Origin of the sequence: Halomonas sp. KM-1, assembly GCF_000246875.1 — a bacterium.
Lineage (GTDB): Bacteria > Pseudomonadota > Gammaproteobacteria > Pseudomonadales > Halomonadaceae > Halomonas > Halomonas aerodenitrificans.
Genome location: NZ_BAEU01000160.1, coordinates 46,909 through 73,833, shown reverse-complemented (window position 1 = coordinate 73,833; position 26,925 = coordinate 46,909). Strand labels below are relative to the sequence as shown.

The following is a 26,925-nucleotide window of genomic DNA, read 5'->3' as shown; positions in this document are numbered from 1 at the left end:
CTTGTCATAGGCCTATTGACGCCTGTGTCTTTAAATGTATCAATTAAAGATACATTAAATTTGGCGAGGAATGGGGTATGACATTCGATGCGGTGATTGTCGGTGGTAGCTATGCGGGGATGGCGGCGGGGCTGCAGCTGGCACGGGCGAGGCGGCAGGTGCTGGTAGTGGATGCAGGCGAGCCGCGCAATCGGTTTGCCTCACACTCACACGGTTTCTTGTCCCAGGATGGCACGCCTCCCGCTGAGATCGCGGCCGACGCTCGCGGGCAACTGATGGAGTACCTGACGGTGGAGTGGCGCTCGGGCAGGGTAACGTCGATTGGCGGCGAGGCGGAGCGCTTCACGGTCGGCCTGGCCGATGGAGACACCTTCCAGGCGCGTCGCATCATTCTGGCAGCGGGTGTGAGCGATGAGCTGCCGGCGATTCCCGGGTTGGCCGAACAGTGGGGGAAGCGTGTCTTTCACTGCCCCTACTGCCACGGCTATGAGCTCGGTCAGACGGCTATCGGTGTGCTGGCATCCTCCGAGCTGGCGATGCATCACGCCTTGATGCTGCCGGACTGGGGCACCACGACGCTGTTCTTGAACGCTGCCTTCGAGCCAACGGCGGAGCAGTTGGCCCAGTTGGATGCGCGCGGTACCCGCATCGAGCGCGGTCTGGTGACGCACCTTCAGGCTGGCCGAGACGAGAGGGTGGAGGTGGTGCTGAACGATGCACGCCGGATCCCCCTTGCTGGCTTGTTCGTGGCGCCGCGGCTGCATCTGAGCCCGCTGGTGGAGGACGTGGGCTGCGAGCTGGAAGAGACTCCGATGGGTAGTGTCATCAAGACCGATGCGATGCAGGCAACCTCGATCCCCGGCATCTTCGCCTGCGGTGATATCGCCCGCGCGGCAGGCTCGGTGACCTTCGCCGTCGCCGATGGCGCCATGGCAGGGCTTGCTACGCATCGCTCGCTGATGTTTGGCCTGTCATAGCGAACCTCAGCGGCTTGTGGCATTCCGGTTATTCTCCGCCTACTGCGCACACGGTGGGATGGACCAGACAGGAAGTGGCGTGGCGAGAGGCTTGATTCCTCTAGTACATAATGTAATGTTATTACGTTGCAAAATTATAAAGCATGTTGAGAGTCCATTGGCTGTGGCATGGCGCCTCACTTCCTTCGCAAGGATCTCCGGTGAACAAGAACATCCTTACTCTTCGTTCCAGGGCCGTTGCCGCGGGCATTGCCCCATGGTGCCTGCGTGCATCGCTCATGCTCGCTGTCGGTTTCGCTGCGGCGAGCTTCGCCCAGGAGCCGGCGGGCAGCTCCAACTATGAGCTGGATGACATTACCGTGATGGGTACGCGCGAGCGCGCCTATCGCAACGTGGTGGCGCCCACGGCCAACAAGAGCGATACCCTGGTCAAGGAAACGCCTTTCTCCATCCAGACGGTGACCCGGGAGCTGATCGAGGATCGTGGCGTCACCACTTTCGGTGAGGCAGTGCGTACCGTACCCGGTGTGACGCCACAGGTCGGCTGGGGTGGCAGTAACGATCGCTTCCGCCTGCGCGGTTTCGCCACTACGGCGAACCTGAAGAACGGTTTTCGTCGCAGTGTGTTTGCGCCGGTGGATGAACTGGTCAATATCGAGCAGATCGAGGTGCTCAAGGGACCGGCCTCGGCCCTGTACGGCCGCTTCGAGCCGGGTGGAGTCGTCAACCTGGTCACCAGGAAGCCCCTGGACGAAGCACAGACGCGCTTCGACCTTACCGGCGGGCGTTATGACTTCTACCGCGGCACCTTCGATACCACGGGTCCGTTGAGCGATACCGTCAGCTATCGGGTCACCGGAGCGTGGCAGGATAACGGCAGCTTCCGTGACTTCGTAGAAGCCGAAAGCCAGTTCATCTCGCCGGTGGTGCAGTGGCGGCCTTCGCCGCAGACCACGCTCACCGCCGAGCTGGAGCTGGGGCGTCGCGACTCGGCGTTCGACCGCGGCTTCGGCAACAGCCCACTGTTCCTCGAAGTGCCGATTCACAACAACTATGCCGAGCCCGATACTCGTCTGGAGAACGAGAGCGTGCTGGCTTCCGTGGTGCTGGAGCATGGCTTCGAGAGCGGCTGGGAGCTGCGCAGCGGCGCTCAGGCGTCGTGGGCGCGTACCGATGCGTTGTGGTATCCCTACGGTTTCAATCCGATCAGCGGGGCCGATACCGACAACCCTCAAGTCAACCGCCGCCGGCAGCGCAGCGTCGACAAGCAGACCGACGCTTCTGTGATGGCGGAGGTGTCGCGCCGCTTCGATACGGGGGCGGTGGGGCACCGCGTGCTGCTGGGTGCCGACTACAACTACGACGAATGGGACTTCGAGGCCTACGCCTTTCTCGGCCCGGGAGGCTTTCCGGTCAACCTACCAATCGACCTGTACGACCCGGTGCATGGCCAGGCCCCCAGTGGCCCGCTGGAGCCCTACGACGCCTCGCACTTCGACAGCCACAACATAGGGTTGTACCTGCAGGACGAGCTGCAGCTCGGCAGTCAGTGGCGGTTGTTGCTGGGTGGACGCTTCGACCGTTCGCGTAGCGGTGCCCGGGCCGAATACCTGCCGGCGGATGGGCGTCTGACGCGCACCGACGAGGCGTTCTCGCCACGCGCCGGCCTGACCTGGACGCCCAACGAGGAGGTTTCGCTTTATGCCAGTTGGGCGCAATCCTTCCTTACCGAGCCCTTCAACGGCATGTTGCGTGATGGGAACTTGCCTTCTCCTTCGCGGGGTCGGCAAGCCGAGGTGGGCGCCAAGTTCAGCTTGTTGGACGGACGTCTGGAGCCCACGCTGGCGCTGTTCGACATCCGACGGCGCAATGGCGTGGTATCGGACCCGGACGACTTCAACTATGTGATCCAGGTCGGCGAGCAGCGCAGCCGCGGCTGGGAAGTGGACGTGCCCTACGCGGTGACGCCGCAGTGGCGGCTGCTGGCCAGCTATACGGAGCTCAAGGCCGAGATCAGCGAGGACAGCGACCCCGAGCTGGTCGGCAATCTGGTGGCCAATGCACCGCGCAGCTCCGCCAGCTTCTGGTCTACCTACGATTTTGCCGGCCAGGCTTCGGGGCTAAGCGTCGGCCTCGGGGCCATCTACGTGGGGGCGCGCCAGGCCAATACTGCCAACAGCTTTGAGTTGCCCTCCTACACGCGCTGGGATGCCAATGCGAGCTATCGCTTCGGCGAGCAGCAGCGCTACCGAGTGCAGCTGATGGTTCAGAACCTGGGCGACAAGCGTTACTACGACTCCGGCGGCTCCTTCGTGCCTACCTTCCCCGGTGCGCCGCGCAGTGTGTTCGCCACCTTCGGCATGACGTTCTGATCTCGACGAAGTCAGAAAAGGGCAAGCCGACGCGTGTCGGCTTGCCCAGAGCAACCATCAATGGCGTTAGTCGTGGCTGTGTACCATACCGGTGCCGCCCACGGCGACGATGCCGAAGGGCGTGCCTTCTACCACCACTTCACCGCTTTTCTCGAAGCTTGCTGCTGCTACCTGGTGCAGCTTGCCCTCGAGCGGATCGGTCACGAAAACGTATTCTCCGGCCACCGTTACACGAGGGCGCGGATCGCGCCAGTGGCCATCCATGGAGTAGGGGTCGGTGAGCCGCAGCGAGCGGGTGATCTCGCCTGCGAGCACGTCGAGCTGGTGGAGCTGGCCATCCTCGGTGAACACGTAGGCGTAGCGTGCGCGAATCGGGTCCACGGCGAAGTGCACGCGACGAGTAGGCAATTCGACCAGGCGGAATGCCTCCTCTTCGCTCGGGTCGATCAGCACCACGGCGCTGTGGCCCTGGTCGTTGAGAAAGTTACCCATGAAGTATTGCAATCCGCGGCCGCCGAGCAGTGTGGTGGCCTTGCCCTCGGGAAGGGTGTCGGCATAGGGCAGGTGCTCGATAGAAGGCCCACCCACCTCCGAGCGTACGATCAGCAGGCCCGTGGCGCAGGCGAAGGCCATCAGGTTGCCCGTGGCGGCCTCGCCGTGCAGGTCGGGGCATTCGGCCAGCTCGCCTATCTGGTTGCCGTCACGATCCTGCACTCGAATACCGATGGGCAGGTTGGAAGGGCCCTCGGGGTGCGGCTCGGAAACCAGGTCGTAGTTGCCGTAGGGAACGACCACGCCGTGATGGGGGGCGCCGGCGTTCACTTCGCGAAGCTCGACGCTGCCCATCAGGGCGTCGCGCTCGCGGAAGATTCGGGCGACGCCTTCCTTGTCGAAGAACGCCGCCCAGTGGCCCTGATGCTCCACGAAGTGAACCGGGTACTCGCCTTCGATCTCTGTTCCGCTCAGGCTCGGGGCCTCGACCTCGATATCGGCGTGGTCGCCGTGGTCGTGAAAAGCGATGCCCGTGTTGATGGTGGTGACGACATCTGCCGAGCCCTGCACCGCATAGACGGTTTCGCCGCTGTGGCTGCGATAGAGCGACGCCGGCCCGTGGATGGCGAACGACTCCAGCGATTCACCGTTCAGTGCGTCGATGGCATGTACCACCGGCTCGCTATGGTCGGCAATGAACAGACGCCAGGCGGTGACCTCGTCATCGTGGGCGTGAGCACTGCCGGCCGCGAGTCCGGCGGCAAGCAGTGAAATGGACAGACTTGAGGTTGATCTTTTCATCTGTGTTTTGCCTGCCTTTGAGTGGTGAGCCTTTGAGGGGTGAGTCATGAGAACAGGCTCGGGCCGGCGGCTGGCATCGTGGTGGCGTACCAGGCCAGCGACAGACCCAGCCATACCAGAGCGAAGCCACCGGCCATGGCCAGCCAACCGCCAAGGCGGCTCACCTGTGCCAGACGGCTAGTGCCGTGCTTGAGTTCGGACTTGAGATAGAGCCGCGTCATCCAGTCCCGTGCCAATACGCTGGCCAGCGCCAGAGCGGAAACGGTAATGGCGGTACCCAGCGCCATGGTCATGACGGCGGCCGCACCCAGCGCCATATGGCCGAGCAGGCTTGCCGCCCCCATGATCAATACGGCGCCGCTGCAGGGGCGCATGCCGATGGTCGCCACGGTGGCCAGCGCCGTGCGCCAGTCGCCGGCTTCATCCGGGGCCACGTGATGGCGCGCGCCGCAGCTGCAGCCATGACCGGCCGGGTCGTGGCCGTGATGCTGCACATTGTCGTGGGCGGGGGCGACGTAAAACGCGTGGAATGGCTGGCCTGTGTGAGCCGTTGCCGCAGGGCTGAAGGTGGGGGCCATCAATGGAGAGGCGGGATTGGCATGCTCGATGGAATGGTCGTGAGGGGCGTTGATGGCGGGTAAGCCGGAATCGCCACCAGCCGTCTGCTTCAGCAAGCGCCTGGCACGTAGGCATAGCCAGACTCCCAGAATGGCAACCATCAGAAAGCTGGCCAGCTCCAGCCCGGCCACGCTGCCCATGGCCTGGCGGGTCAACCACCCCAGCCCCTTGACCAGCACCAGCACCAGGGCGATGGCTGTCAGGCCTTGCAGCATGGCGGCGCTGAACGAAAGACCGAGGGCACGCTTCACTCCACCGCCCTGGGAGAGCAGGTAGGTGGAGAGCACTGCCTTGCCGTGGCCGGGTCCGGCGGCATGAAAGATGCCGTAGCCGAAGCTGAGCGCCATCAGCCACCAGCCGCTTGCCCAGGAGGGGGCGGCCGACCATTCGGTGATCGCCAGGGTCAGGGCGCGATGGAGATCGCGTTGCCAGGCCAGCAACTGCAGGGTCAGGTCTTGCCATAGGTACTGTTGAACGAGCAGCAGGATGCCGCCGGTGGCGAGCAGCGCCACTGCCACTGCCCAGCGGCGTCGATGCAGAGCCTGGCGTGGCTTCGCTGCCGATTCGGGTGTGCCAGAGGCTGAAGTGTCAAACGAAGGTTGCGGCGTGTTGAAGTGCTGTGTCATGCCGGCTCCTGCGGGTCGGAAAGCTCAAAATGTTATGTTATAACATATTCGCACTGACAAGCGTAAAGGTCTCGACTCGATGAACAGGTTACCGCTGGAAGATATCGCCGCTGCCCCCGCCACCCGCCTGGGCACCCTGAGCTGGGTAGGCATGGAGGGTATCGCCCTGCCGTTTCAGGTCGCCGGCCAAGGGGTGACTGGCCAGGCCTCGGCCGGTGTCAGCCTGGATGACCCCACGGCACGCGGCATTCACATGTCGCGCCTCTACCTGGCGCTGGCCGAGCTCGAGGAGCGTGAGCTTTCGCTGGCGCGCGTGGCGGCGGTGCTTGAGGGCTTTCTCGACACTCACCAAGGCCTCTCGCATAGCGCCTTTCTCGATCTCGGCGGCGAGGCGATGCTCAAGCGCCCGGCGCTGATCAGCCCGCTAGCGGGATGGAAGCGCTATCCCTTTACCCTGCGCTGCCGGCGCGACAGCCAGGGCTTTCACGCCACCCTGGAGCTCACCGTGGGTTACTCCTCCACCTGCCCGTGTTCGGCGGCGCTGTCTCGCCAGCTGATCCAGCAGGCCTTCGACGAGGACTTCACCGACATGCCGGTCAGCCGCGAGGCGGTGCGGGCCTGGCTCGGCAGCGAGCAGGGCATTCTGGCCACGCCCCACAGCCAGCGCAGCCAGGCGCATCTCACGGTGCGTCTGGCCGGCGCACCGGACGAGCTGCCGCTGGTCAGCCTGGTGAATCGCGCCGAACGTGCCCTGGGCACGGCGCTGCAAACGGCGGTGAAGCGGATCGACGAGCAGGCCTTCGCCCTGGCCAACGGCCAGAATCTGATGTTCTGCGAGGATGCCGCGCGCCGCCTGCACCATGCCTTGCGCGAGCAGCCCGGCATCAGCGGTTTTCAGCTGCGTGTAGTGCATGCAGAAAGCCTGCACGCCCACGATGCCGTGGCGCGCAGCGAGTGGAACTGGACTCCCACTTCGTGATGTTCGGAGTGCCCCACCGCGACACGCCACAAGGAACCGACTGGCAGGTGGCCAAGGAGGCCTAGCAATGCACGATCTTGAGCAAGAGACCAAGGCGGATGTGCCATGGGTGGATGCGGTCATCGTCGGTGCCGGACCGGCGGGAATCGGTATGGCGCTGGCGCTGGAGAAGCTCGTCGACATCGAATACGTGGTGCTCGAGGCCGAGGAAATCGGCGCTTCCTTCCGCCGCTGGCCGGTACAGACGCGCTTCATCACGCCCTCCTTCCACAGCAACCCCTTCGGCCTGGCGGATCTGAACGCGATCAACGAGATCAGCTCGCCGGCGATTCTGGCGGGGGCCGAACACCTCAGCGGCGAGCAGTATGCCCACTACCTGAACTTCATTGCCCAGGCCCATGAGCTGCCCATTTCGGAAGGCTGCAAGGTGTATCGAGCCGAGGCCCTGGAGCAAGGCGGCTTTTGGCTGGATACCGGCCAGGGTGAGCTACGGACACGCTATCTGATCTGGGCCACCGGGGAGTACCAATTCCCCGACCTGACGCCGTTTCCCGGCGCCCAGTGGTGCGTTCACTACGCACGGGTAAGCGACTGGGCCGAGCTCAGCGACCGGCAGGAGTGCACAGCCTCGGTCGATCCCTCTTGCCCTTTTACCGTCATCGGCGGTTATGAAAGCGGCGTAGACGCCGCCATCAACCTGGTGCGCCTGGGGCATCACGTGCGACTACTGGCGCGCAAGTCCAGCTGGCTGCGAGAAGGACCCTATGATCCCAGCCTGTCGCTGTCGCCCTACAGCCGCGAGCGACTGGTCGAGGCCCTCAAGAGTGAGCGGCTGGATATCGTCTTCGGTATCGACGTGGTGGAAGTCGCGCGTGACGACAAGGGTGGCTTTCGTATCCATGCAGCGGATGGCAGCCACTGGGATACGGCACAGCCGCCGGTGCTGGGTACCGGCTTCCACAAGGGCGGCGGTGCGCGACAAGTCGCCGAGCTGTGGCACTGGACCGAGGAAGGGCACGTGGCCCTGACGGAAGGCGATGAGTCCACCCGCACCCCAGGTCTTTTCCTGGTCGGGCCGCAGGTGCGCCATGACCAGCGCATCTACTGCTTCATCTACAAGTTTCGCCAGCGCTTCGGGCTGGTGGCCGAGCAGATTGCCGAACGCATGGAACTGGACGCCAGTGCCCTGCAGAGCGGCGCCGGCGCGTGGGGGCCCTTCGGCAACAGCGACTGCTGCGAGGACTGCGAATGTTGAGGGCAGTGCAGTATCTTGCCGCCTGCGGCACCACTGGGTTGCTGCTGGGGGGCATGGCATCGGGCGCTGCCCTCGGCCACTTCTTCCCGGCGGGCGGCCAGCGGCTGGGCGAGTGGCTGGACGCCACGCTGCTGCTGCTGATCGTCCTGCTGCTGGTCGGGGTGCGTTTCGGCTCCTTGCTCAATGCGCTGCGGCACGTGCGCTTCATCGGCGTGGTGCTGCTGGTCAACTTCGTGCTGATTCCCGCGATCGGCTATGTCATCGCCTCGCTCTTTCTCGGTGCCCACCCGTTGCTCATGGTGGGGCTGGCGATCTACTTCATGTCGCCCTGTACCGACTGGTTCCTCGGCTTTACCCGCCTGGCCGAAGGCAACGTGGCTTTGGGCACGGCGCTGATACCCATCAACCTGGTGGTGCAATTGCTGCTCTACCCGCTCTATCTTTTTCTCTTCACCCGCAATGCGGTGGAGGTCGACGGCATGCTGATCGGCACCACACTGCTGCAGTGGTTCCTGTTGCCGCTGGCGGTGGCGGTCGTGGCACAGTACGGGCTTCGCCTCGTGGTGGGCGGTGAGCGCTGTGGCAACCTGCTGGCATGGGTCGATCGCGGCACGCCGCTGGTGGTGGCCCTGCTGGTGGCGCAGATCTTCGCCGACAACATTGCCGTCATCCTCGAACATGGCCAGGTGTTCGGCTGGCTGCTGCTGGCCGCCTTTACGTTCTTCCTGGTGACCTATCTGCTGGGAGAGGCGGCTAGCCGCCTGGCAAGGCTCTCCTATCCCGAGCATGCCCTGCTGACCATCACCACTGCCGCGCGCAATGCGCCGCTGATGCTGGCGGTGACCATGGTGGCTCTGCCCGGCCAGCCGCTGATCTATGCTGCCATCGTCATCGGCATGTTGCTCGAATTTCCCCATCTGACGCTGCTGCGACACTTGCTTCTACGCTCCAGGCGAGCTTCGAGCAGGGTGGTATCGGCGTCAGGCGGCATTACTTGACCCCCCTGTACGAGTCCAAGCATGACAAACGCAAACCAGACCCCCAAGACCCTCACCATCACGCTTCCGGATGAGCGCGAGCTCACGCTGGCGTCCCCCACCAACGTGGCCGAGGTCGCCGAGGCCATCGGCCCCGGCCTGGCCCGCCAGGCATTGGCCGGCAGGGTCGATGGCAAGCTGGTGGACGCCTGTGATCCCATCGAGCGCGATGCCCGCGTACAGGTCATCACTCCCGCTGACCCTGAAGGGCTCGAGATCATTCGCCACTCCTGCGCGCACCTGCTGGGTCATGCGGTCAAGCAGCTCTTTCCGAGCGCTGAGATGGTCATCGGTCCGGTCATCGAGGATGGCTTTTACTACGATATCGCCTTCGAACGCCCCTTCACGCCGGAAGACATGGCCGCCATCGAGGCACGCATGCAGGCGCTGATCGCTCAGGACTACGATGTCATCAAGCGCCGGGTGCCGCGCGACGAAGCGATTCGCGTGTTCCGCGAGCGGGGCGAGAGCTACAAGCTTCGCCTGATCGAAGAGATGCCCGACGAGGCCACACTGGGGCTCTATTTCCATCAGGAATACGTGGACATGTGTCGCGGCCCCCACGTGCCCAATACCCGTTTTCTCAAGCACTTCCGCCTGACCAAGCTGTCCGGCGCCTATTGGCGCGGTGATGCCCGCAACGCTCAGCTGCAGCGTGTCTACGGTACGGCCTGGGCCGACCGCAAGGCGCTCAAGGCCTATCTGCAGCGCCTGGAGGAAGCCGAGAAGCGCGACCATCGTCGCCTGGGTCGGCAGCTCGGACTCTTTCACTTCCAGGAGGAGGCGCCCGGCGCGGTGTTCTGGCACCCCCGTGGCTGGACGGTGCTGCAGACCCTGATCGCTTACATGCGTCGTCGCCAGGAGGCTGGCGGCTACGTGGAGGTGAATACGCCGGACATGATGGACCGTGGCCTATGGGAAACCTCCGGCCACTGGCAGAACTACCAGGAACATATGTTCACCACCCAGACCGAGGACGGCCGCTCTCTGGCGCTCAAGCCGATGAACTGCCCCGGCAGCGTGCTGCTTTATCGTCATGGCCTGAAGAGTTACCGCGACCTGCCCATTCGCATGGGCGAATTCGGCAAGGTGCACCGCTACGAGCCCTCCGGCGCGCTGCATGGCCTGCTGCGGGTGCGCCACTTCACTCAGGACGACGCGCATATCTATTGCACCCCGGAACAGATGAATGAAGAGTGTCGGCGGGTCGTTGAGCTGGTGCTGGATATCTACCGCCAGTTCGGTTTCGAGAATGTGCGCCTGAAACTCTCCACTCGGCCGGAGAACCGCATGGGCAGCGAGGCCGTATGGGACCGCCTCGAGGGGGCTTTGACCACCGCCCTGGAATCGATGGGGCTGGACTACGAACTCAATCCCGGCGAGGGCGCCTTCTATGGGCCCAAACTCGAGTTCGTGCTACGTGACGCCATCGGACGCGACTGGCAGTGCGGTACGCTGCAGGTGGACATGAACCTGCCCGAGCGTTTCGGGCTCGAGTACGTCGGCGAGCAGGGCCTGCGCCAACGTCCGGTGCTGCTGCATCGTGCGCTGTTCGGCTCGCTGGAGCGCTTCCTCGGTATCCTGATCGAGCACCACGCCGGCAAGCTGCCCGCCTGGCTGGCGCCACAGCAGGTGGTGGTGATGTCCATCACCGAGGCCCAGGCCGACTACGCCCGCGCCTTGAGCGAAGTACTCTGCGGTGCCGGGCTGCGTGCCGAGGCCGATGTGCGTAACGAGAAGATCGGCTACAAGATCCGCGAGCAGACCCTGCAGCGCATTCCTTATTTGCTGATCGTCGGCGCCCGGGAGGCGGCCGAGGGCAAGGTCACCCTGCGCCACCGCGACGGCAACGATCTCGGCACGCTCAGCGTGGACGAAGCCTTGGCCTTGCTCGAAGAGCAAAGCCGCGCCCCCGATATCGATGCCTGCCTGCGCGAGCAGGCGGACCGCTTGCAGCGCCTGCGCGAGGGGGCGGCTGCCGCAGAGGCAGGGTATGCATGACGGCAGGCGGTCAACGTCGGTTCCGGGCCGGCGGGAATCCCATGCTACTATGGGGGTTTCGGCGAACCTGACCGGCAAGAAGGATTGAGCATGCCTTTACTCGATAGCTTTACCGTTGACCACACGATCATGGCCGCCCCGGCCGTGCGCGTCGCCAAGACCATGCAGTCGCCTTCCGGCGATACCATTACGGTGTTCGATCTGCGCTTCAACAAGCCGAACGAAGACATGATGGGTGAGAAGGGCATCCACACCCTGGAGCACCTGTTTGCCGGCTTCATGCGCAATCACCTGAACGGCAAGGACGTCGAGATCATCGACATCTCCCCGATGGGCTGTCGCACCGGCTTCTACATGAGCCTGCTCGGCAGCCCCAGCGAGGAACGCGTCAGTGAGGCTTGGCTGGCGGCGATGCAGGACGTTATCGACGTCAAGCGGATGGAAGATATCCCGGAGCTGAACGAGTACCAGTGCGGTACCTTCGTGATGCATTCCCTGGAAGAGGCCCAGGAGATCGCGCGGAGCATCATCGAGCGCGGCGTTGGGGTCAACAAGAACGCCGATCTCGCGTTGAGCGCCGAGCGACTGAAAGCGCTGGGCAACCCCGACGCCTGATCGGGCCGATGGAGTCGGCCCATCGCCTGGACGAAGCGGCGACCGGTGAGCTGTACTGCAAGCAGCCATCGGTCCGGTGGGCCTCCTGCCTCAGGCTGGACCGATTCGAACAGCGCTGTCTGAAGGAGGGACAGCGGATCCGCTTCGATCAGGAACACGCGTATGAAAGGAATCGACGCATGGCGGCTGCCGGCCCTGGTGGCCTTGTTGACCCTGGCGTTTTTCGTTGCCGCACCCAGTGCGGCGCAGCTGCCCGAGGGTGTGGGTGAGAACGGCAACGAGAGCGAGGATGACGAGAGCGAGGAGCGGGAGTGGTTTCCCCTCGACTCGCTGAACGCCGGCCTCGGCGAGCCGCCCGACGAAGTCGAGCGGCTGACCCCTCAAGGTGCGCTCCGCAGTTTCGTGGAACTCACCGAGAATGATGAGTACGCCGCCGCGGCACATCTGCTCAACCTTTCCGAGCTGGACGAGGCGGAACAGCAGCAACAGGGGCCCGAGCTGGCCCGACAGCTGGCCTCGGTGCTCAGGCGCGGTGAATGGTTCAACGTTTCCAACCTGCCCAGCCGCCAGGATGCCGCCATCGAAGACCCTTCCGGCCAACACCCGCTGGTAGGCGAGCCGCGCCGAAGCCTCGAGCTGGCCACTATGACGGTGGATGGCGAAGACTACGAGGTACGCCTGGACCGCTACCGCGTGGACGACGAGCAGCCGGTATGGCTGATCTCTGCGGAAAGCGTTTCCGTCATTCCGCGGCTCTACGAAGAGTTTGGGCCGTCGCTGATCGAGGCCTACATACCGGAGCGCTTCAAGACGAGCTTCGGGATGCTCCAGGTCTGGGAATGGATCGCCATTCCGCTTTTCCTGCTGCTGACCGGCCTGGTGGGGTGGGGCGTCTACGCCCTGGTCGGCCTGCTGGCGCACTGGTTTCCCCATGGTGTGCCTAGCATCTTCGCCGGCCGGATCGGTGTGCCAATGGCGCTGCTGGTCATGGCCTTCGTCGCGCAGATGCTGCTCGACTATGTGGTCTCCTTCACTGCCGTGGCCACCACCTTCATCCGTACCCTGCTGATCATCCTGATTGCCTGGGGCGTAGGCACGATAGCGCTGCGCCTGGTGGATACCGTTCTGCTCAAGGTGACGCGGCGCTTCGTGGGGGAGATCGACGACACCAAGCCCAAGGACGAGCGCCAACTGCTGACGACGCTCTATGCGCTGCGCCGGGTCATCATCCTGGTTGCGGTCATCGCCGTATCCGTCTACGTGCTGAGCCAGATCGAACTGTTCGAGACGCTGGGCCTGTCGCTGCTGGCCTCGGCCAGCGTGCTGGCAGTGCTGGTGGGCATTGCCGGTCAGGCGGTGCTGGGCAATATTCTCTCTTCGTTCCAGGTCTCGCTGGCCAAGCCCATCCGCATCGGTGACCTGGTGATGTTCGAAGGGCAGTGGTGCTATGTGGAAGGCATCTTCTACACCTTCATCCGTTTGCGGGTGTGGGACGAGCGACGCTTGATCGTGCCGGTGACCTACTTCGTCTCCCAGCCGTTCGAGAACCTCTCGATCAAGAACGCCAAGATGTATCGCAAGCTGGAGCTGATATTGCACCTGAGTGCCGATGTCGAGCTCATCCGTCATAAATTTTTCGAGTTCGCCGAAGAGGAGGAGAACGTCGTCGAGCATCACAAGCTGTGCTGCTATGTGACAGGGCAAACCGAGAAGTCGCAGACCATTACCTGCTACCTGATGGCGACCGATCCCTTCGCCGGCTGGGTGGCGGAGATGCAGATCCGCGAGCGGCTGATGAACTTCATCCGCACTTATCATCCCGAATGGTGGCCGCGGGATATCGTGGTGCTCAGTCAGCACGATATCGCAACGGAAGAAAAGCATGAGAAGCCACGCGTCCGGGTGTCGGCCGAGGGTGAGAGTGGGGGTGAAAAGGCTGCGGAGTAAAGCGGCTGAGCAAAGGAGTAGGGGAAGAGATAAGAGATGCGTGACGGCGCGTCGCCGTCACGCTGTATCGCCTTACCTCGGTCGGCGTACGATCCTCAGCTTACCGCTGGCGCCACCGCCGCAGAAGAAGCGATCCGCGCCATCCGATTCGAGCCCCGAAACGCCCGTTCCCTGAGGCATCTCTAGCAGCTGCAGCACCTCACCCGTGCCAGGATCGATTTGCCTCAGGTCGCTGCCGTCATCCTCCCAGGTGCCATGCCACAGTTCGCCGTCGACCCAGGTGACACCGGTGACGAAGCGGTTGGATTCGATGGTGCGCAGGATCACCCCGCTGTCGGGATCGAGCTGGTGGATCTTGCGGTCCCGGTACTGCCCTAGCCACAGCGAGCCCTCTGCCCAGGCCAGCCCTGAGTTGCTTCCGGGCGGAGCGGGGATGGTGGCAAGAATATTGCCGCTGGCGGGCTCGATCTTGTGGATTCGGTCCTCGGCGAGCTGGAACAGGTGTTGGCCGTCGAAGGCCGTGCCGGCATCGGCCTCGGTTTCTATCGAGCGCTGCGGTTCGCCGGTTTCGGGGTCGAAGGCACCGAGCGTTCTGCCGGTGGCGAGCCAGACATGGCGGCCGTCATAAGTGACGCCGTGCACGTGCTCCACGCCGGGGAAGGGGCCGAATTCGTTGAGTACTTCTGCTGCTGAACGGTTCATGTTGCTGACCTCGTTTTGGGTACATGCTCAGCCTATCCACTGGGCAGTGGGCCCGGGAGTAACAAGGTTGTCGTGAAACCTGGGACCGAAGGGGCAATCCAGCGTCGTGCTCTCCCGCGTCCGAAGGATTGCACCCTGTTCGTGCTGGAAAGGGTTTCGAGCGCTCGCTGTATGCTTCGCTGGCTGGCGCCGAGGGCCATGGCCAGGGCCGAACTCGACCACGGCTCGCCGTCGCTGAGCAGGGCCAGCACATCGGCATGTTTGCCTTCGATGGGGCGGGCCAGCACTGCAATTTCCGAGCTGGAGCGTGGCTCCAGCACGTAGCCTCGAGGTGTCGCGTGCACTCGCACCAGGGTGCCGAGCGCGGTGCGCAGCCGGCCGAGCTCGACGCGCAGCCGGATGCGGTGCGTGTCATCGGCGAAGCGCGTGCGAAACGCTGCGGCAATGAGCGCATCCCGAGGCACGTCTGCTGGCCAGGCTTCGCCCAGCAGGCGGACCAAGGTGAACAGCAGTGGGCGAGTAGCGAGCGAGACCACGACGTTACCGTCGCGAACGACGTGACGACAGGCATCGACGACGATCGTTGCTGATTTCAGCAGCGCTTCGACCTCATACAGCTGCAGCAGGCGCTCCCGGCCATGGGCCACCAGGCGAGCGGCGGGGGCGCTCAGGGCAAGATGAGCGTTCTCGACTTCCGCCAGCAGCGCGGCAATGCCGGAGCGGTGTGCGTTCTGTTCGGCGCGCTCGAGTGCGGTGCGCGCTGCCGCGGTGTGAAGCCGGCGCAGGGCGATGCCTGCCGCAATCAGTGCGTGGACGGCCCCCAGGGCAGGTGGAAGGGTGGCGGGGTCGAGCTGGGTCAGGGTACGCTCGGCCTCGTCCAGGCGCCCGAGCAACAGCAGGCGGCGGGCCTCGAGACAGCGAGCGTGGGCGGCATTCGTCAGGTCGCCGTGGGCCTCGAGCGTGGCCCGTGCCGAGTCGAGCCGCTTGGTGGGCCACGCCAGGTCGCGCGACGCCAGGGCAACTTCTGCCTCGGCAACCACGCATCTGGCACGGGCCATGACCTCCTTGCTGGTGAAGGCCCGCGCCGCGCTCTGCAACAGCTGCCTGGCGCGTGCGAAATCGCCAAGCTGAGCCATCGCGATCCCGCGCAAGGCGAGAGCCGGTGCATCGTCACGCAGGGTGACCCGTTTCAGGGCTCCGAGAGGATCCCCCGCCGAGAGTGCACGGCCCGCAGCCGTGATCTGCGCATCCATCATAATCCCGTTACGCCTGTTGCCTGGCGACGATGACGAGCCGGAAGTGGCGACGAAATGTCTACGTCAGGAGTATTGCAGGCCGGGAGGCTTCACGCGACGGGCCAACTCCACCAGCACCCTGTCACCTATGGCGTGCCCTAGGGTGTCGTTGATGGGCTTGAAGCCGTTGAGGTTTACCACCGCCATGGCGAAATGACCACCGTGGCGGTCCTCTCGGGCGCGAGCCTCCTGCAGTCGCTGGTTGAGCAGCTTGCGGTTAGCCAGTCCGGTGAGCACGTCATGGTTGGCTTGGTGCTCGAGCTGTTCGTGGCTTTGCTGCAGCAGCCGGTTGGCTTCCTCGAGACGCTGGGTGCGTTCGGCAATTCGGGCCTCGAGCATCTGCTCGTTCTGTCGCCCCATCTCCAGCATGTGTTGCCGGGTCTTCAGGGCTTCTGCCTGCGCTACACCTGTAGACTGCTGGTCGTTCTGTCATAGGCATTTGGTCGCCAGAGCGTGAGAGGCACCGTGAGAGTGCCTTCAGAGCGGACTCGCATCATCAGGATGTAGCGCGTTTCGGTGCCAGATCCAGGGCGGGATGATGAGGCCGTCGAGTGAAGGGTTATCAGCCCTTTCGCTACAGGCTGTCTTTCACACCACGGGCTCGCCGTTGGCATATTTCACCCAGGTCTTGCCTAGATGATTGCGCAGCTCACGCCCGGCCTGCTCCGGGTCTCTCGATTCCAGCGCCGACATGATGGCTTCGTGCTCCGCCATGGCGGTCGCCCACTTCTCGTTCTTCTGGTTCGAGAGATAGCGAACGCGATATAGCTGCCGACTCAGATTGGCGTGCATGTCGATCAGTGCGGAGTTGCCCGACAGGGCGACGATGCGGTTGTGAATCTCCTGGTTCAGGCGGAAGTAGCTCTGGCGATCGCGGCGCAGAAAGCAGGCCTTCATCTCGTAATGGAGCGCTTGCAGCTCGGCGATATCGTCATCGCTGGCGTTGATGCAGGTGAGCTCTGCAGCGGCTTGCTCCAGCACGCTCAGTACGTAGGCCTTTTCCTTGATGTCGGCTGGGCTCACTTCCGCTACCACCGCCCCCCGATGGGGAGAAATGACCACGAGTCCTTCGGTGGCCAGGATCTTGAGCGCTTCCCGCAAGGGGGTACGCGAGACCTGAAGCTCCACGGCCAGGGTGCGCTCGGGAAGGCGCTGACCGGGCTGGAAGTGATCCATCACGATGTGTTCACGCAGGTAGTTGGCCACTTTCTCGACCAGACCTGCATGGCTTGACTGAACGGCTTCTTCCATAGGATTGCTTACTCCGGAGTCGAGTGCCAAGAATGGCATACCATTTTGGTCCTTTCAAATCGTAACGCGCCTAGGGCTCTCCATTTATCACCCATATTTTTCAGATGGTTAGTGGCATAACAAGACGGCCATTGACTAAAGTCGTATCTACGCGTTGTTGACCCTCAAAATGGCATACCATTACATTTTGATCAGATCCGGCGCTGCCTGAGCAGTGTCCACTGCCAGGCAATGTGATTTCAGGCAGAGGAGGAAGCCGGACCCGCACCGCCAAGGCGAAGCCCCTCAACGATGACCGGAACGGGAAAACAAATCGCTCATGAACTATCTGCAACATTTTGAAATAAAAAAAGTTGTTGAGGCTTGCGTGGCTGGCGCCGGCGACTTTGGAAGGGGTGTCTTGCGGCAGGCTCGCGGCATGGAAGGGCTCGCAGCGAGGGTTGCCATTGATGTCACACCGGAGAGAGCCGCCGAAGCCTTGCGCTTTTCCGGGGTGCCCGATGCTGAAATAATGGTATGCCATTCTTCCGAGGAGGCAGCAAAGGCTTGGCAATCAGGCGGGTACGTCGCTGCGGGCAGCTTCGAGCACGTGCAGGCGCTGCCTTTCGACATTCTGGTGGAATCGACGGGCATTCCCGAAGTGGGGGGGCGCTATGCCGAAGCCGCGCTGTTGGCGGGCAAGCATGTGGGCATCGCCACGAAGGAGACCGAGTCCGTTGTGGGGCCTTACCTGACTCGCCTGGCGCAACGCCATGATCGCCTCTTCACACCGATGGATGGGGACCAGCCAAGCCTGCTGATCGGGCTCGTCACCTGGGCCCGTACGCTGGGCTTCGAGATCATTGCCGCGGGCAAGAGCAGCGAATACGACTTCGTCTGGGACGAGGCGGCCGGCAGCGTGCTTTGCAATGGCGTTTCCTACCCGGCGCCCGGTCTGGCCGAGCTGTGGGAGCTGCCCGAGGGCGCGGAGCGTGAGGCTGTCGAGGCCCGTGGCAAGGCCCTGGCCGCCATCCCGCAGATATCCGTGCCCGACCTGTGCGAGATGGTCAACGTGGCCAATGCCACCGGGCTCGGCCCCGACCTCCCGGAGTTCCATGCCATGGTGCTGAGAACCGGCGAGGTGCCGACCCTGCTCGACCTCGAGACGCACGGTGGGGTGTTACGTGGCAACGAGCGCCTCGAGGTATTCAACTGCCTGCGCCGCCCGGACGAGATCAGCTTCGCCGGCGGTGTGTTCATCGTCGTGCGCTGCGAGGATCCTCACGTGTGGTCGCTGTTGCGTGACAAGGGGCACATTCTCAGCCGCAGCGGCAACTGCGCGATGATCTACCTGCCGCGCCATTTGCTTGGCCTGGAAGCGCCGATCTCGCTGCTCGATGCGGTGCTGAACGGCAGGACCTCCGGCGGTGGCCAGGCGACCACGCCAAAGTTCGATCTGACCGCCCGTGCCACCCAGGCGATCCCTGCCGGCCAGCGGTTGGAGATGCGCGGTCATCACCGTCATATCGAGGGCCTGCGGCCCGAGATTCATCCGGCCGCGGCGCTCTCGCCCGAGGCCAAGGTGCCTTTCTATCTGCTTCCCGGGGCGGAAGTCGTTCGCGACATCGCCCCCAACCAGCCGATCACGCTGGCGGACGTCGCCTTGCCCGATTCGCGACTCCACCAACTGCGTCAGGAGCAGGATCGGTTGTTCCATGGGCAGGATGCCACCTCAACGCTGCGTGAAAGCGTCGACAGCACGCTTGACTGAACTCGCTCATCCGACCGGAACCGCACGCATAACAATTATGTAAAGGAGAACGACATGCTCACCAAGAAAACACTGAAAACCGCTACTCTGGGCCTGGCCCTGGTTGGCGTAGCCATGGGCGCCAGCGCCAATGAAGTGGCCGACTATCCCAGCAAACCGATCCAGTTCCTGGTGGCGGCCGGCGCCGGCGGTGGCGTCGACAACTTCGCACGCGTGGTACGGCCGATGTTCGAGGAGGCGGTAGGCGGGGCGCGCATCACCGTCGTCAACCTGCCCTCGGCCTCGGGAGCCCTGGCTCACCAGCGGACTGCCAACGGGGCACCGGATGGTCACACCCTGGACTTCGCTTCCACCACCTACGTGACCTCCCTGGCCGCAGGGCAGAATCCGATCGGCCTGGATCAGCTCACGCCCGTCGCACGCATGCAGTCGGATGTCATGGCGCTGTTCGTCAATCCGGAGCGCTATCCCGATTTCGAGTCGTTCCTGGAGTACGCCCAAGAGAACCCGGGCAAGGTGACGGTAGGTGGCACGCACACGGCCAGCCCGGATCATGTGGCTTTCCTGTCGCTGCGTGACGCATCCGGCCTGGACATGAACTTCATTCCCTATGACAGCACCGGCAACGCCACGGCCAATGTGCTGGGCGGCAACATCGACGCCACCACCACCTCGCTCAGCCCGCTGCTGAGTTATATCGAGGCGGGCCAGATGATGCCGATCCTGATCTTCAGCGAGGAGCGCCTGGACCACTACCCTGACGTGCCCACCACCGTGGAACACGGCTGGGACCTGACCGATGGCAACGACCGGGCGGTTTTCGTCCATGCAGACACCCCGGCTGAGCTCGTCCAGCACCTCGAAGGTGTGTTCCAGCAGATCTTCGCTTCAGAGGAATACCAGGCTTATGCCGAGCGTGTGAACCTCGATTATCGCGAGGGTTGGATGGGCGGCGAAGAGTACCGCCAGCGGCTCGAGAACAACTACGAGCTCTATTCGCGCCTGCTGCAGAACGGCAACTGATACGTCCCGAACAGGCACCGGTGGGGGCGTGACCCGCTCCCACTTTCATTCACCGCTTGAGCCAGTCTTAGGCTCCATACGAAAACTGTCTGCGCTCGCCCATACAGCGTTAAAAATCGGCTCAAAGTACTCATTTACACCCCCGTAAACTCCGTCTTTTCGCCGATTTTTGCCTTGTCTGGCCATCGCTCGCCGACTTTTCGTACAAAGCCTAGGCCGGTCACGCGACGTTCCCTGCGGGGGCCATTATGCAAGCCAGGATCTATATTTTCGCGGTGGCGGTCATTCTGCTCGCCCTGGCCAGCCTGCCGCTCACGCTTCAGTTCCCCAGCTCGGCGCAGGTTTCCACCTTCATCGGGCCGCGGGTCTGGCCGCTTCTTCTTACCGTCCTGTTGCTGCTCTTTGGTGGCGCCTTGTTGGTGATGACCTGGCGGGATGGGCGCCGTCGAGCACAGCAGCCTTTACAGGACGGCATCGTACAGCACGCCATTTCACCAGATGACCTCCCGACCGGGGCAAGTGAGAGCGATACGGGGGAAGCCCCGGCGCGGACGCTCTCGCTCGCGGCCACGCGGCACTGGTGGCTGATGGCGGCCACCGTGGGTTACACCCTGCTGATGTCAATCATCGGCTTCGTCGCCGCCAGTGCGATCTTCACCTTGTTGTGCACGCTGCTGCTGGGCGCGCGCTCGTGGCTGGTCATCGTCATCACTGTCGTGGTGGCGGTGGTGCTCATGCAGGGAGTCTTCGTGACCCTGCTCGGCATCCCCCTGCCGTGAGCCCGCCCTGATGACACCTCTATCGACTTGCTCCGGGAGTTGACGATGGAACATTTTCTCGGCGGGTTGGCCGTGGTGCTGCAGCCACTCAACCTGCTATTGCTGACCTCTGCGGTATTCATCGGCTTCATCGGCGGTGCGCTGCCGGGTATCAGTGGCGTGATCCTGGTGGTTATCCTGCTGCCGGTTACCTATGGCATGGAGCCCACCACGGCGTTCATGCTGCTGACCGCAATCTATGGCGCGACGGTGTTCTCGGGTCTGATCACGGCGATCCTGTACCGTGCGCCCGGTACGCCGGAATCGGTGATGACCGCCTTCGACGGCTATCCGATGACCCAGCAGGGGCAGGCCGGCAAGGCGCTGGGTATCGGCGTGCTGAGCTCTGCCATCGGCGGTCTCGTCGGTACCGTGGCATTGATCGTGTTCACGCCGATTCTGGCCACCATGGCGCTGCGCTTCTCGTCACCTGAGTATTTTGCCCTCGCCATCCTCGGCCTGACGGTGGTGGCCTCACTGGGCGGCCGGCTGATCTACGGACTCATCGGGGCGACTCTCGGCCTATTGATCGCCACGGTAGGCACCGATCCGCTCACCGGTACCAGCCGCTATACCTTCGGCAATCTCAATCTTGCCGAGGGTGTCGGCCTGATCCCGATGATCGTGGGGCTGTTCGCCATCTCCGAGGTAATGAAGCGTGCCCTCGACCAGGACAGCCATCAGCCGCTGAAGAAGGTCAAGGTGAAGATCTTCGATCTGCCCATTCTGCGCCAGATCGGCGGTACGCTGACGCGCTCCTCGTTCATCGGCGTGATCACCGGCATTCTGCCTGGTATCGGGGCCAGCACCGCGGCCATGGTCAGTTACAGCGAGGCGGTGCGCTGGTCCAAGCACCCGGAGAAATTCGGCAAGGGGGCGCCTGAAGGGGTGGCCGCGCCGGAGTCGGCCAACAATGCCGCTGCCATGGGAGCGCTGGTGCCATTGTTCGCCCTCGGCATTCCGGGCAGCGGCACCACGGCGGTGATCCTCGGCGCCTTCATCATGCATGGGTTGCAACCCGGCCCGATGTTCATGATCACCAGCAGCGATCTGATCTATGCCGTATTTGCCGGGCTGTTCATCGTCAACTTCATGATCCTGCTGTTCTCCAAGCCGTTCATCGCGCTGTTCACCAAGCTGCTCAACGTGCCCTATTCGGCGCTGGGCCCGCTGATCGTCATGTGCTGCATCGTGGGGACCTACTCAGTGCGCACCTCGATGTTCGACGTGTGGCTCATGCTCGGTTTCGGTGTGCTCGGCTATCTATTGGAAAAACTCCGCTTTCCGCTGGTGTCGATCATTCTGGGCCTGGTGCTCGGCCCGATTGCCGAGAGCGAACTGCGCCGCACGCTCTCCATGTCCCAGGGCGACCTGTCGATTCTCTTTACGCGGCCTATCAGCGCCACTCTGTTGGCCATCGCCTTCCTGCTGCTTGCCATGGCCATCGTCGCCCCCCTGATGAAGCGCCTGCGCAACCGGGCCGCTTCCAACTCGTCACCTGAACAGCGGAGTCATTCATGACCATCGTACTGGGCGCCATCGCCGACGACTTCACCGGTGCCACGGACCTTGCCAACAATCTGGTGCGCAGCGGCATGCGCTGCCTGCAAGTGATCGGTGTACCCGGCACCGATCTCGATGTGAGCGAGGTCGACGCCGTGGTGGTGGCGCTCAAATCGCGCTCCTGCCCGGCCGACGAGGCCGTGGCCGATTCGCTGGCGGCGCTGGCGTGGCTGCAGGCACAAGGTGCCCAGCAGTTTTTCTTCAAGTACTGCTCCACCTTCGACTCCACCGCGCGTGGCAATATCGGCCCGGTGGCCGATGCGCTGATGGAGCGGCTGGGTGTGACGCAGACGGTCATGGTGCCGGCATTCCCGGTGAATGGCCGTACCGTCTATCAGGGGCATCTGTTCGTCGGCGATCGACTGCTCAACGACAGCGGCATGCAGCACCATCCGCTCACGCCCATGACGGATGCCGACCTGGTGCGGGTACTCGCTTCCCAGACCCCCCATCCGGTTGGGCTGGTGCCGCGCCCGGTTCTCGATCAAGGGGCCGAGACGACCCGGCAGCACCTGGCGGCATTGGCTGAGCAGGGCGTGCGCCACGTGATCTGTGACACCCTCGATGAGCATGACCTGGACGTGCTGGCAGAGGCCTGCGAGGCGATGCCGCTGGTGACCGGCGGCTCGGGCCTGGGCCAGGCACTGCCTGACCGTTATCGCCGCTTGGGCTGGCTGGACGAGATCGCCGAGCCGGGCCGGTTGCAGCCGGCCAGCGGCAGTGCCTTGGTGCTCTCCGGCAGCTGTTCCAGAGCGACGCTCGCTCAGGTGGCGCACTTTCTGAAGCGCCACCCCGGTTTCTCTCTCGACCCGCTGGCCTTGGCCGAGAGCGATGCGCAGTTGCAAGCGGCACTCGATTTCGCTCGCGAGGCCCTGAAGAGCGGCGGGCCGGTCCTGGTCTACGCCTCTGCCGATCCGGAGAAGGTGAAAGCCGCCCAGGCCAGGCTTGGCGTAGAGCGTGCGGGCCAGCTCGTCGAGCGTGCGCTGGGCCAACTGGCAGCGACCCTGGTGAGCGAGGGAGTAGGCCGGCTCGTAGTGGCCGGAGGCGAGACCTCGGGGGCGGTGGTGTCGGCGCTGGGCATCGAGACCCTGCGCATCGGTGAGCAGATCGACCCCGGTGTGCCCTGGACCCAGGCGCCGCTGGCAGGGCGCGAGGCGCCGCTGTCGCTGGCGCTGAAATCGGGCAACTTTGGGGGTGTCGACTTCTTCACGCGGGCCTTCGAGGTGCTGCCATGAGCGTTCATGAGGAAAACGCACTGCGCGAGCAGATATCCATCCTGGGCAAGTCGCTGTTCGACCGTGGCCTGACCATGGGCTCCAGCGGCAACATCAGTGTGCGCCTGGACGATGGCGGCTGGTTGATGACACCGACCAACGCCTGTTTGGGGCGCCTCGACCCTGCGCGTATCTCGCGGCTCGATGGTCAGGGCCAGTGGCTGGACGGCGACAAACCCACCAAGGAGCAGTTCCTGCACATGGCAATGTATGCCGAGCGCCCCCAGTCTGGCGCCATCGTGCATCTGCACTCGACCCATTCGGTGGCGGTGTCGTGCCTGCCGGGGATCGACCACTGCGACTGCATTCCGCCGCTCACCGCCTACTACGTGATGCGGGTCGGCAAGCTGCCGCTGGTGCCCTATCACGTACCGGGTGACCCCAAGCTGGGCGATGCCGTGCGTGGCTTGGCAGGCAAACACAGTGCCGTGCTGCTGGCCAATCATGGCCCGGTGGTGGCGGGCAAGAACCTGGAAGCGGCGGTGTACGCCACCGAGGAGCTGGAGGAGACCGCCAAGCTCTTCCTGCTGCTGCGCGGGGAAAACCCTCGCGCCCTCAGCGAGGAGCAGGTGGCCGAACTGCAGCGACGTTTTCCTGCCTGAGTCCGAGCTCGCCTTGTCATGTCAACGCCGCCCTGGCTAGCCAGGGCGGCGTTCATCGTCGCGATGAATCGTTCGCTCAGCGAATTACGAAACCGCGGCCGACCGGGTCACGTGCGTCGATCAGCCACTTGGCGTAGCCGATCAGCTCGGCGGTGCCCTGTACGCTGGGGCGGATGGCCCGGTAGCCGCCAATTTCCGTCTCGCCAAGAATCTCCCCGGTGAAGCGGCCGCTGCCGAGCAGGCCCTCGGAGTGGATGGGGCGACCCACTTCCAGCTCGTTGCGGGCATGGAACATGGCCATCATCGCACTGGTGCCGGTGCCGCCGGGCGAGCGGTCTAGCTTGCCGTCGGAGAACACGTGCACGTTGCGGTAGAGCGAATCCGACTGTGAGCCCTCGTGCCAGAAGGTGACGAAATTCAAGCCGTTTATGTGCGGGTGAGTCGGGTGACGAATCTCCATGCGGGCGTTGAGCTCGGCCTTCACGGCCTGGCCGGCATGGGAGAAGTAGCTGCCGTTTTCCGGGCAGATGGGCTGCTTGTCGGAAGGTACCCGAATGATGGCGAAGAAGTTGCCGCCGAACACCAGGTCGGCCTTGAGCGTGCCGAGGCCGGGCACTTCGACGGGGATATCCTGCTGCATGACGAAGGCGGGCACGTTCTCGAAACGTGTCCAGTGCACCTTGTCGGCGTCGGCCTTCACTTCGGAGACCACGGTGCCGGCGGTGGTCTCGAAGCGGATGCGGGTGAGGCCGTCTTCCCGGGGCGGTGGCGCCAGGCGGTGGGCGACCATGGCCATGGAAAGCGCAATGGTGCCGTGGCCGCACATGTCGACGAACTGCTCGCCGTCGATCCACAGCATGCCGGCGTCGTGATCGGCATCGGAGGGTGGAGTGAGAAACACGCCGAACATGTGCTGGTGGCCGCGCGGTTCGCGCATCAAGCTGGTTCGCACGTGGTCGTGATGCTGCTGGAGATAATGGCGCTTGTCGAGGATGTCGCCGCCGAAGGGATAGGGAATACCGCCATGCACGATACAGGTCGGCTCGCCTTCGGTATGGGTATAGATCACGTCGAGGAACTGCTGATTGTTCATTGGGATTTCCTGTGGCTCTGGCGTTGGGGGTTGGTTACGCAGGGCGCGGCTAGAGGCCGAGCCAGCGGGGTACGCTCATGACGATGCCTTCCGGCCAGACGATCACGGCTAGCAGCACGAACAGCATCACGGCGATGAAAGGCAAGTTGGCGTAGGTGATGCGAATCACATCGACTTTGGAGATCACGCTGGTGATGAATAGCGCGGCGCCCACAGGGGGTGTCTGCTGGCCGATGCCCCAGCACAGGATCACCACCATGGCGAACTGCAGAGGGTCGATGCCGAGCAGTTGCACACTGGGCAGAAACAGCGGCACCACGATGAACATCATGGCGATCCCATCGAGAAAGGTGCCAGCAAGGATCAGCACCAGGCTCAGAATGAGTAGGAACCCGATCGGACCCATGTCGAGGGCTGCGATAGGACCGAGGATCAACTCACCAAGGCTCTGATAGGTGAAGGTGTAGCCCAGGGTGTGCGCCGCGGCTGTCACGAACATCACTGCCCCGGTGAGCACGGCACTTTCCACCAGCGCGAGATAGAGGGCGCGTAGCGAAAGCGAGCGGTAGAACAGTGTGCCGGCCAGCACGCCGTAGGCGACCGCTATTGCAGAGGCTTCAGTGGGCGTAAAGATGCCGCCCAGGATGCCGCCCAGAATGATGATCGGCATCATCAGGGCCGGCAGGGCGCCGACGAAGGCACGGCTCAGTTCGCTCAGCGAGAAAGCGGACTCGATGGGATACTCGCGCTTCACCGAGATCCACCAGGCCATCAGGATCAGGCCGAGGGCGGTGAGTGCCCCAGCGACCAGGCCGGCAGCGAACAGTGCGCCGGTTGAAAGACCCATGTAGGCGCTCAGCAGGACCATGGGCACGCTGGGTGGGATGATGATCCCGATGGTGGAGGACGAGGCCGTGACCGCAGCGGTAAAGGAGGCCGAATAGCCACGCTTGATCATCTGCGGAATCATGACGCCGCCTACGGCTGCGGTATCGGACATCGAGGTGCCGCTCATGCCGGCAAAGAACATCGAGGTCAGGATGTTTACCGCGGCTAGACCGCCGCGAATGGCACCGACCAGGGCACGGGCGAGATCGATCAGGCGTGCAGAGATGCCGCTGTGATTCATGATCTGGCCGGCCAGAATGAACAGCGGGACCGCCAGCAGCGGGAATGACTCGGTCCCACGGTAGAGCCGCTGCACCAGAACCAGCATGTCGACACCGGAGAAAGCCAGCACGGCGATCGAGACAAGGGTCAGCGCAAAGGCAATCGGCATGGCCAGTCCGATCAGGATGAGCAGGGCGAGAAGGATCGCAAGCAGGATCATCAGATACTCTCCTCCAGTGCGGCTTGCCGAGAGGCTTCATAGGGCGGCACCTTGGCCTTGACGGCGGCAATGCACTGGCGAATCAGCTCCAGTAGCATGCCCACGCCCGAGATGGGCACGGCGATATAGAACAGCCACTGGGGGGCACCCAGCATCAGAGTGGTGCGGTGGGAGAAGGTGAGGGTCTGTTCAAGGCCCCACACCACCATGACCACGCAGACCACACCGATGAGCGCCTGATTGAGGAAGAACAGAACCCATTGGCCGCGGGCGGGCAGGCATGCGGCCACCACGTCGATGCGCAGATGGGCACCCTTGCGCAGTGCCAGGTAACCGCAGAAGAAGGTCACGTAGACCAGCAGGCCCACCAGTACTTCAGCACTCCAGGACAGCGAGGCATTGAGTACGTAGCGCGCAATCACGGCAGCCAGGGCGAGCAGGGTGATGGCAGACAACAGCAGTGCCGCGACCGCTTCGAAAAAACGATCAAGCATGGGAGGCTCC

General features: G+C 63.7%; 23 protein-coding genes. 14 read left to right on the top strand and 9 right to left on the bottom strand.

Annotation, left to right across the window (positions count from 1 at the left end; genetic code table 11):
* Positions 1-77 precede the first annotated feature (77 nt).
* Both B8115_RS21700 and B8115_RS21695 read left to right on the top strand, forming a co-directional pair.
* Positions 78-977 carry an NAD(P)/FAD-dependent oxidoreductase gene (locus tag B8115_RS21700; RefSeq protein ID WP_010629971.1) on the top strand — a complete coding sequence of 300 codons (900 nt, stop codon included), beginning with the start codon at positions 78-80 and terminating at the stop codon, positions 975-977.
* Between the two features lie 278 nt (positions 978-1,255).
* The gene (locus tag B8115_RS21695; RefSeq protein ID WP_010629970.1) at positions 1,256-3,349 is read left to right on the top strand and encodes a TonB-dependent siderophore receptor; all 2,094 of its coding nucleotides are present in this window, start codon (positions 1,256-1,258) and stop codon (positions 3,347-3,349) included.
* 66 nt (positions 3,350-3,415) lie between these two features.
* Here the strand turns inward: B8115_RS21695 and aztD are convergent, their stop codons facing one another.
* Together aztD and B8115_RS21685 are read right to left on the bottom strand one after the other, a co-directional pair.
* Positions 3,416-4,642 (bottom strand): zinc metallochaperone AztD, encoded by a 1,227-nt coding sequence (gene aztD / locus B8115_RS21690; RefSeq protein WP_010629969.1) that lies wholly within the window; start codon positions 4,640-4,642, stop codon positions 3,416-3,418.
* Positions 4,643-4,686: 44 nt separating this feature from the next.
* Positions 4,687-5,886 (bottom strand): nickel/cobalt transporter, encoded by a 1,200-nt coding sequence (locus tag B8115_RS21685; protein WP_010629968.1) that lies wholly within the window; start codon positions 5,884-5,886, stop codon positions 4,687-4,689.
* Between the two features lie 79 nt (positions 5,887-5,965).
* On the opposite strand from B8115_RS21685, the gene folE2 reads away from it, so the two are divergent.
* The 6 genes from folE2 (at position 5,966) to B8115_RS21655 (ending at position 13,720) form a co-directional block, all read left to right on the top strand.
* The gene (gene folE2 / locus B8115_RS21680) at positions 5,966-6,865 is read left to right on the top strand and encodes a GTP cyclohydrolase FolE2 (RefSeq protein WP_010629967.1); all 900 of its coding nucleotides are present in this window, start codon (positions 5,966-5,968) and stop codon (positions 6,863-6,865) included.
* Between the two features lie 67 nt (positions 6,866-6,932).
* On the top strand, positions 6,933-8,120 hold the full coding sequence (locus B8115_RS21675) for an NAD(P)/FAD-dependent oxidoreductase (RefSeq protein WP_010629966.1): 1,188 nt from the start codon (positions 6,933-6,935) through the stop codon (positions 8,118-8,120).
* The gene (locus B8115_RS21670; RefSeq protein WP_010629965.1) at positions 8,114-9,118 is read left to right on the top strand and encodes an arsenic resistance protein; all 1,005 of its coding nucleotides are present in this window, start codon (positions 8,114-8,116) and stop codon (positions 9,116-9,118) included. Before B8115_RS21675 ends, B8115_RS21670 begins: the two co-directional genes overlap by 7 nt.
* Before the next feature lie 21 nt (positions 9,119-9,139).
* The gene (thrS, locus tag B8115_RS21665) at positions 9,140-11,158 is read left to right on the top strand and encodes a threonine--tRNA ligase (protein ID WP_010629964.1); all 2,019 of its coding nucleotides are present in this window, start codon (positions 9,140-9,142) and stop codon (positions 11,156-11,158) included.
* 90 nt (positions 11,159-11,248) lie between these two features.
* A complete protein-coding gene (gene luxS / locus B8115_RS21660) occupies positions 11,249-11,773 on the top strand; it encodes an S-ribosylhomocysteine lyase (protein ID WP_010629963.1) in 525 nt (174 codons plus the stop codon).
* Positions 11,774-11,935: 162 nt separating this feature from the next.
* The gene (locus tag B8115_RS21655; RefSeq protein ID WP_010629962.1) at positions 11,936-13,720 is read left to right on the top strand and encodes a mechanosensitive ion channel family protein; all 1,785 of its coding nucleotides are present in this window, start codon (positions 11,936-11,938) and stop codon (positions 13,718-13,720) included.
* Between the two features lie 72 nt (positions 13,721-13,792).
* On the opposite strand, the gene B8115_RS21650 is transcribed toward B8115_RS21655, so the two are convergent.
* From B8115_RS21650 to B8115_RS21635, 4 genes are all read right to left on the bottom strand, one after another.
* Positions 13,793-14,422: a hypothetical protein gene (locus B8115_RS21650; RefSeq protein WP_010629961.1), complete on the bottom strand. Its 630-nt coding sequence runs from the start codon at positions 14,420-14,422 to the stop codon at positions 13,793-13,795.
* A 32-nt stretch (positions 14,423-14,454) separates the two neighbouring features.
* A complete protein-coding gene (locus B8115_RS21645) occupies positions 14,455-15,675 on the bottom strand; it encodes a hypothetical protein (RefSeq protein ID WP_010629960.1) in 1,221 nt (406 codons plus the stop codon).
* A 66-nt stretch (positions 15,676-15,741) separates the two neighbouring features.
* Positions 15,742-16,086, bottom strand: coding sequence for a diguanylate cyclase domain-containing protein (locus B8115_RS21640; protein ID WP_010629959.1), 345 nt, complete (start codon positions 16,084-16,086; stop codon positions 15,742-15,744).
* Positions 16,087-16,305: 219 nt separating this feature from the next.
* Entirely contained in the window at positions 16,306-16,968 is a 663-nt protein-coding gene (locus tag B8115_RS21635; protein ID WP_010629958.1) for a GntR family transcriptional regulator, read from the bottom strand.
* Positions 16,969-17,557: 589 nt separating this feature from the next.
* Here B8115_RS21635 and B8115_RS21630 point away from each other — a divergent pair.
* The 6 genes from B8115_RS21630 to otnC all read left to right on the top strand — a co-directional run bounded on the left by B8115_RS21630 (position 17,558) and on the right by otnC (position 23,998).
* The gene (locus B8115_RS21630) at positions 17,558-18,718 is read left to right on the top strand and encodes a hypothetical protein (RefSeq protein WP_010629957.1); all 1,161 of its coding nucleotides are present in this window, start codon (positions 17,558-17,560) and stop codon (positions 18,716-18,718) included.
* Between the two features lie 54 nt (positions 18,719-18,772).
* The gene (locus tag B8115_RS21625) at positions 18,773-19,741 is read left to right on the top strand and encodes a tripartite tricarboxylate transporter substrate binding protein (protein WP_010629956.1); all 969 of its coding nucleotides are present in this window, start codon (positions 18,773-18,775) and stop codon (positions 19,739-19,741) included.
* 248 nt (positions 19,742-19,989) lie between these two features.
* A complete protein-coding gene (locus B8115_RS21620; protein WP_010629955.1) occupies positions 19,990-20,520 on the top strand; it encodes a tripartite tricarboxylate transporter TctB family protein in 531 nt (176 codons plus the stop codon).
* A 45-nt stretch (positions 20,521-20,565) separates the two neighbouring features.
* A complete protein-coding gene (locus B8115_RS21615) occupies positions 20,566-22,080 on the top strand; it encodes a tripartite tricarboxylate transporter permease (RefSeq protein ID WP_010629954.1) in 1,515 nt (504 codons plus the stop codon).
* Positions 22,077-23,357 carry a 3-oxo-tetronate kinase gene (gene otnK / locus B8115_RS21610; RefSeq protein ID WP_010629953.1) on the top strand — a complete coding sequence of 427 codons (1,281 nt, stop codon included), beginning with the start codon at positions 22,077-22,079 and terminating at the stop codon, positions 23,355-23,357. The genes B8115_RS21615 and otnK overlap by 4 nt, the downstream gene beginning before the upstream one ends.
* On the top strand, positions 23,354-23,998 hold the full coding sequence (gene otnC, locus B8115_RS21605) for a 3-oxo-tetronate 4-phosphate decarboxylase (RefSeq protein WP_010629952.1): 645 nt from the start codon (positions 23,354-23,356) through the stop codon (positions 23,996-23,998). Before otnK ends, otnC begins: the two co-directional genes overlap by 4 nt.
* Before the next feature lie 76 nt (positions 23,999-24,074).
* On the opposite strand, the gene B8115_RS21600 is transcribed toward otnC, so the two are convergent.
* From B8115_RS21600 to B8115_RS21590, 3 genes are read right to left on the bottom strand one after another with little or no spacing between them, the layout of a single operon-like run.
* Complete coding sequence (locus B8115_RS21600; RefSeq protein ID WP_010629951.1) at positions 24,075-25,091, bottom strand: proline racemase family protein; 1,017 nt, start codon at positions 25,089-25,091, stop codon at positions 24,075-24,077.
* Positions 25,092-25,140: 49 nt separating this feature from the next.
* Positions 25,141-26,421: a TRAP transporter large permease gene (locus B8115_RS21595; protein WP_010629950.1), complete on the bottom strand. Its 1,281-nt coding sequence runs from the start codon at positions 26,419-26,421 to the stop codon at positions 25,141-25,143.
* Entirely contained in the window at positions 26,421-26,915 is a 495-nt protein-coding gene (locus tag B8115_RS21590; RefSeq protein WP_010629949.1) for a TRAP transporter small permease, read from the bottom strand. Before B8115_RS21590 ends, B8115_RS21595 begins: the two co-directional genes overlap by 1 nt.
* Positions 26,916-26,925: the final 10 nt, after the last annotated feature.

What these genes read in the sequence shown, in the direction of transcription:
- B8115_RS21670 (WP_010629965.1), top strand. Translation starts at nt 8,114, where the DNA reads ATGTTGAGGGCAGTGCAGTATCTTGCCGCCTGCGGCACCACTGGGTTG.
- B8115_RS21590 (WP_010629949.1), bottom strand. Translation starts at nt 26,915, where the DNA reads ATGCTTGATCGTTTTTTCGAAGCGGTCGCGGCACTGCTGTTGTCTGCC.
- B8115_RS21600 (WP_010629951.1), bottom strand. Translation starts at nt 25,091, where the DNA reads ATGAACAATCAGCAGTTCCTCGACGTGATCTATACCCATACCGAAGGC.
- B8115_RS21620 (WP_010629955.1), top strand. Translation starts at nt 19,990, where the DNA reads ATGCAAGCCAGGATCTATATTTTCGCGGTGGCGGTCATTCTGCTCGCC.
- B8115_RS21635 (WP_010629958.1), bottom strand. Translation starts at nt 16,968, where the DNA reads ATGGAAGAAGCCGTTCAGTCAAGCCATGCAGGTCTGGTCGAGAAAGTG.
- B8115_RS21685 (WP_010629968.1), bottom strand. Translation starts at nt 5,886, where the DNA reads ATGACACAGCACTTCAACACGCCGCAACCTTCGTTTGACACTTCAGCC.
- B8115_RS21700 (WP_010629971.1), top strand. Translation starts at nt 78, where the DNA reads ATGACATTCGATGCGGTGATTGTCGGTGGTAGCTATGCGGGGATGGCG.
- otnC (WP_010629952.1), top strand. Translation starts at nt 23,354, where the DNA reads ATGAGCGTTCATGAGGAAAACGCACTGCGCGAGCAGATATCCATCCTG.
- B8115_RS21640 (WP_010629959.1), bottom strand. Translation starts at nt 16,086, where the DNA reads ATGCTGGAGATGGGGCGACAGAACGAGCAGATGCTCGAGGCCCGAATT.
- B8115_RS21595 (WP_010629950.1), bottom strand. Translation starts at nt 26,421, where the DNA reads ATGATCCTGCTTGCGATCCTTCTCGCCCTGCTCATCCTGATCGGACTG.
- B8115_RS21625 (WP_010629956.1), top strand. Translation starts at nt 18,773, where the DNA reads ATGCTCACCAAGAAAACACTGAAAACCGCTACTCTGGGCCTGGCCCTG.
- luxS (WP_010629963.1), top strand. Translation starts at nt 11,249, where the DNA reads ATGCCTTTACTCGATAGCTTTACCGTTGACCACACGATCATGGCCGCC.
- B8115_RS21650 (WP_010629961.1), bottom strand. Translation starts at nt 14,422, where the DNA reads ATGAACCGTTCAGCAGCAGAAGTACTCAACGAATTCGGCCCCTTCCCC.
- B8115_RS21695 (WP_010629970.1), top strand. Translation starts at nt 1,256, where the DNA reads ATGCTCGCTGTCGGTTTCGCTGCGGCGAGCTTCGCCCAGGAGCCGGCG.
- B8115_RS21675 (WP_010629966.1), top strand. Translation starts at nt 6,933, where the DNA reads ATGCACGATCTTGAGCAAGAGACCAAGGCGGATGTGCCATGGGTGGAT.
- B8115_RS21655 (WP_010629962.1), top strand. Translation starts at nt 11,936, where the DNA reads ATGAAAGGAATCGACGCATGGCGGCTGCCGGCCCTGGTGGCCTTGTTG.
- B8115_RS21645 (WP_010629960.1), bottom strand. Translation starts at nt 15,675, where the DNA reads ATGGATGCGCAGATCACGGCTGCGGGCCGTGCACTCTCGGCGGGGGAT.
- aztD (WP_010629969.1), bottom strand. Translation starts at nt 4,642, where the DNA reads ATGAAAAGATCAACCTCAAGTCTGTCCATTTCACTGCTTGCCGCCGGA.
- thrS (WP_010629964.1), top strand. Translation starts at nt 9,140, where the DNA reads ATGACAAACGCAAACCAGACCCCCAAGACCCTCACCATCACGCTTCCG.
- folE2 (WP_010629967.1), top strand. Translation starts at nt 5,966, where the DNA reads ATGAACAGGTTACCGCTGGAAGATATCGCCGCTGCCCCCGCCACCCGC.
- otnK (WP_010629953.1), top strand. Translation starts at nt 22,077, where the DNA reads ATGACCATCGTACTGGGCGCCATCGCCGACGACTTCACCGGTGCCACG.
- B8115_RS21615 (WP_010629954.1), top strand. Translation starts at nt 20,566, where the DNA reads ATGGAACATTTTCTCGGCGGGTTGGCCGTGGTGCTGCAGCCACTCAAC.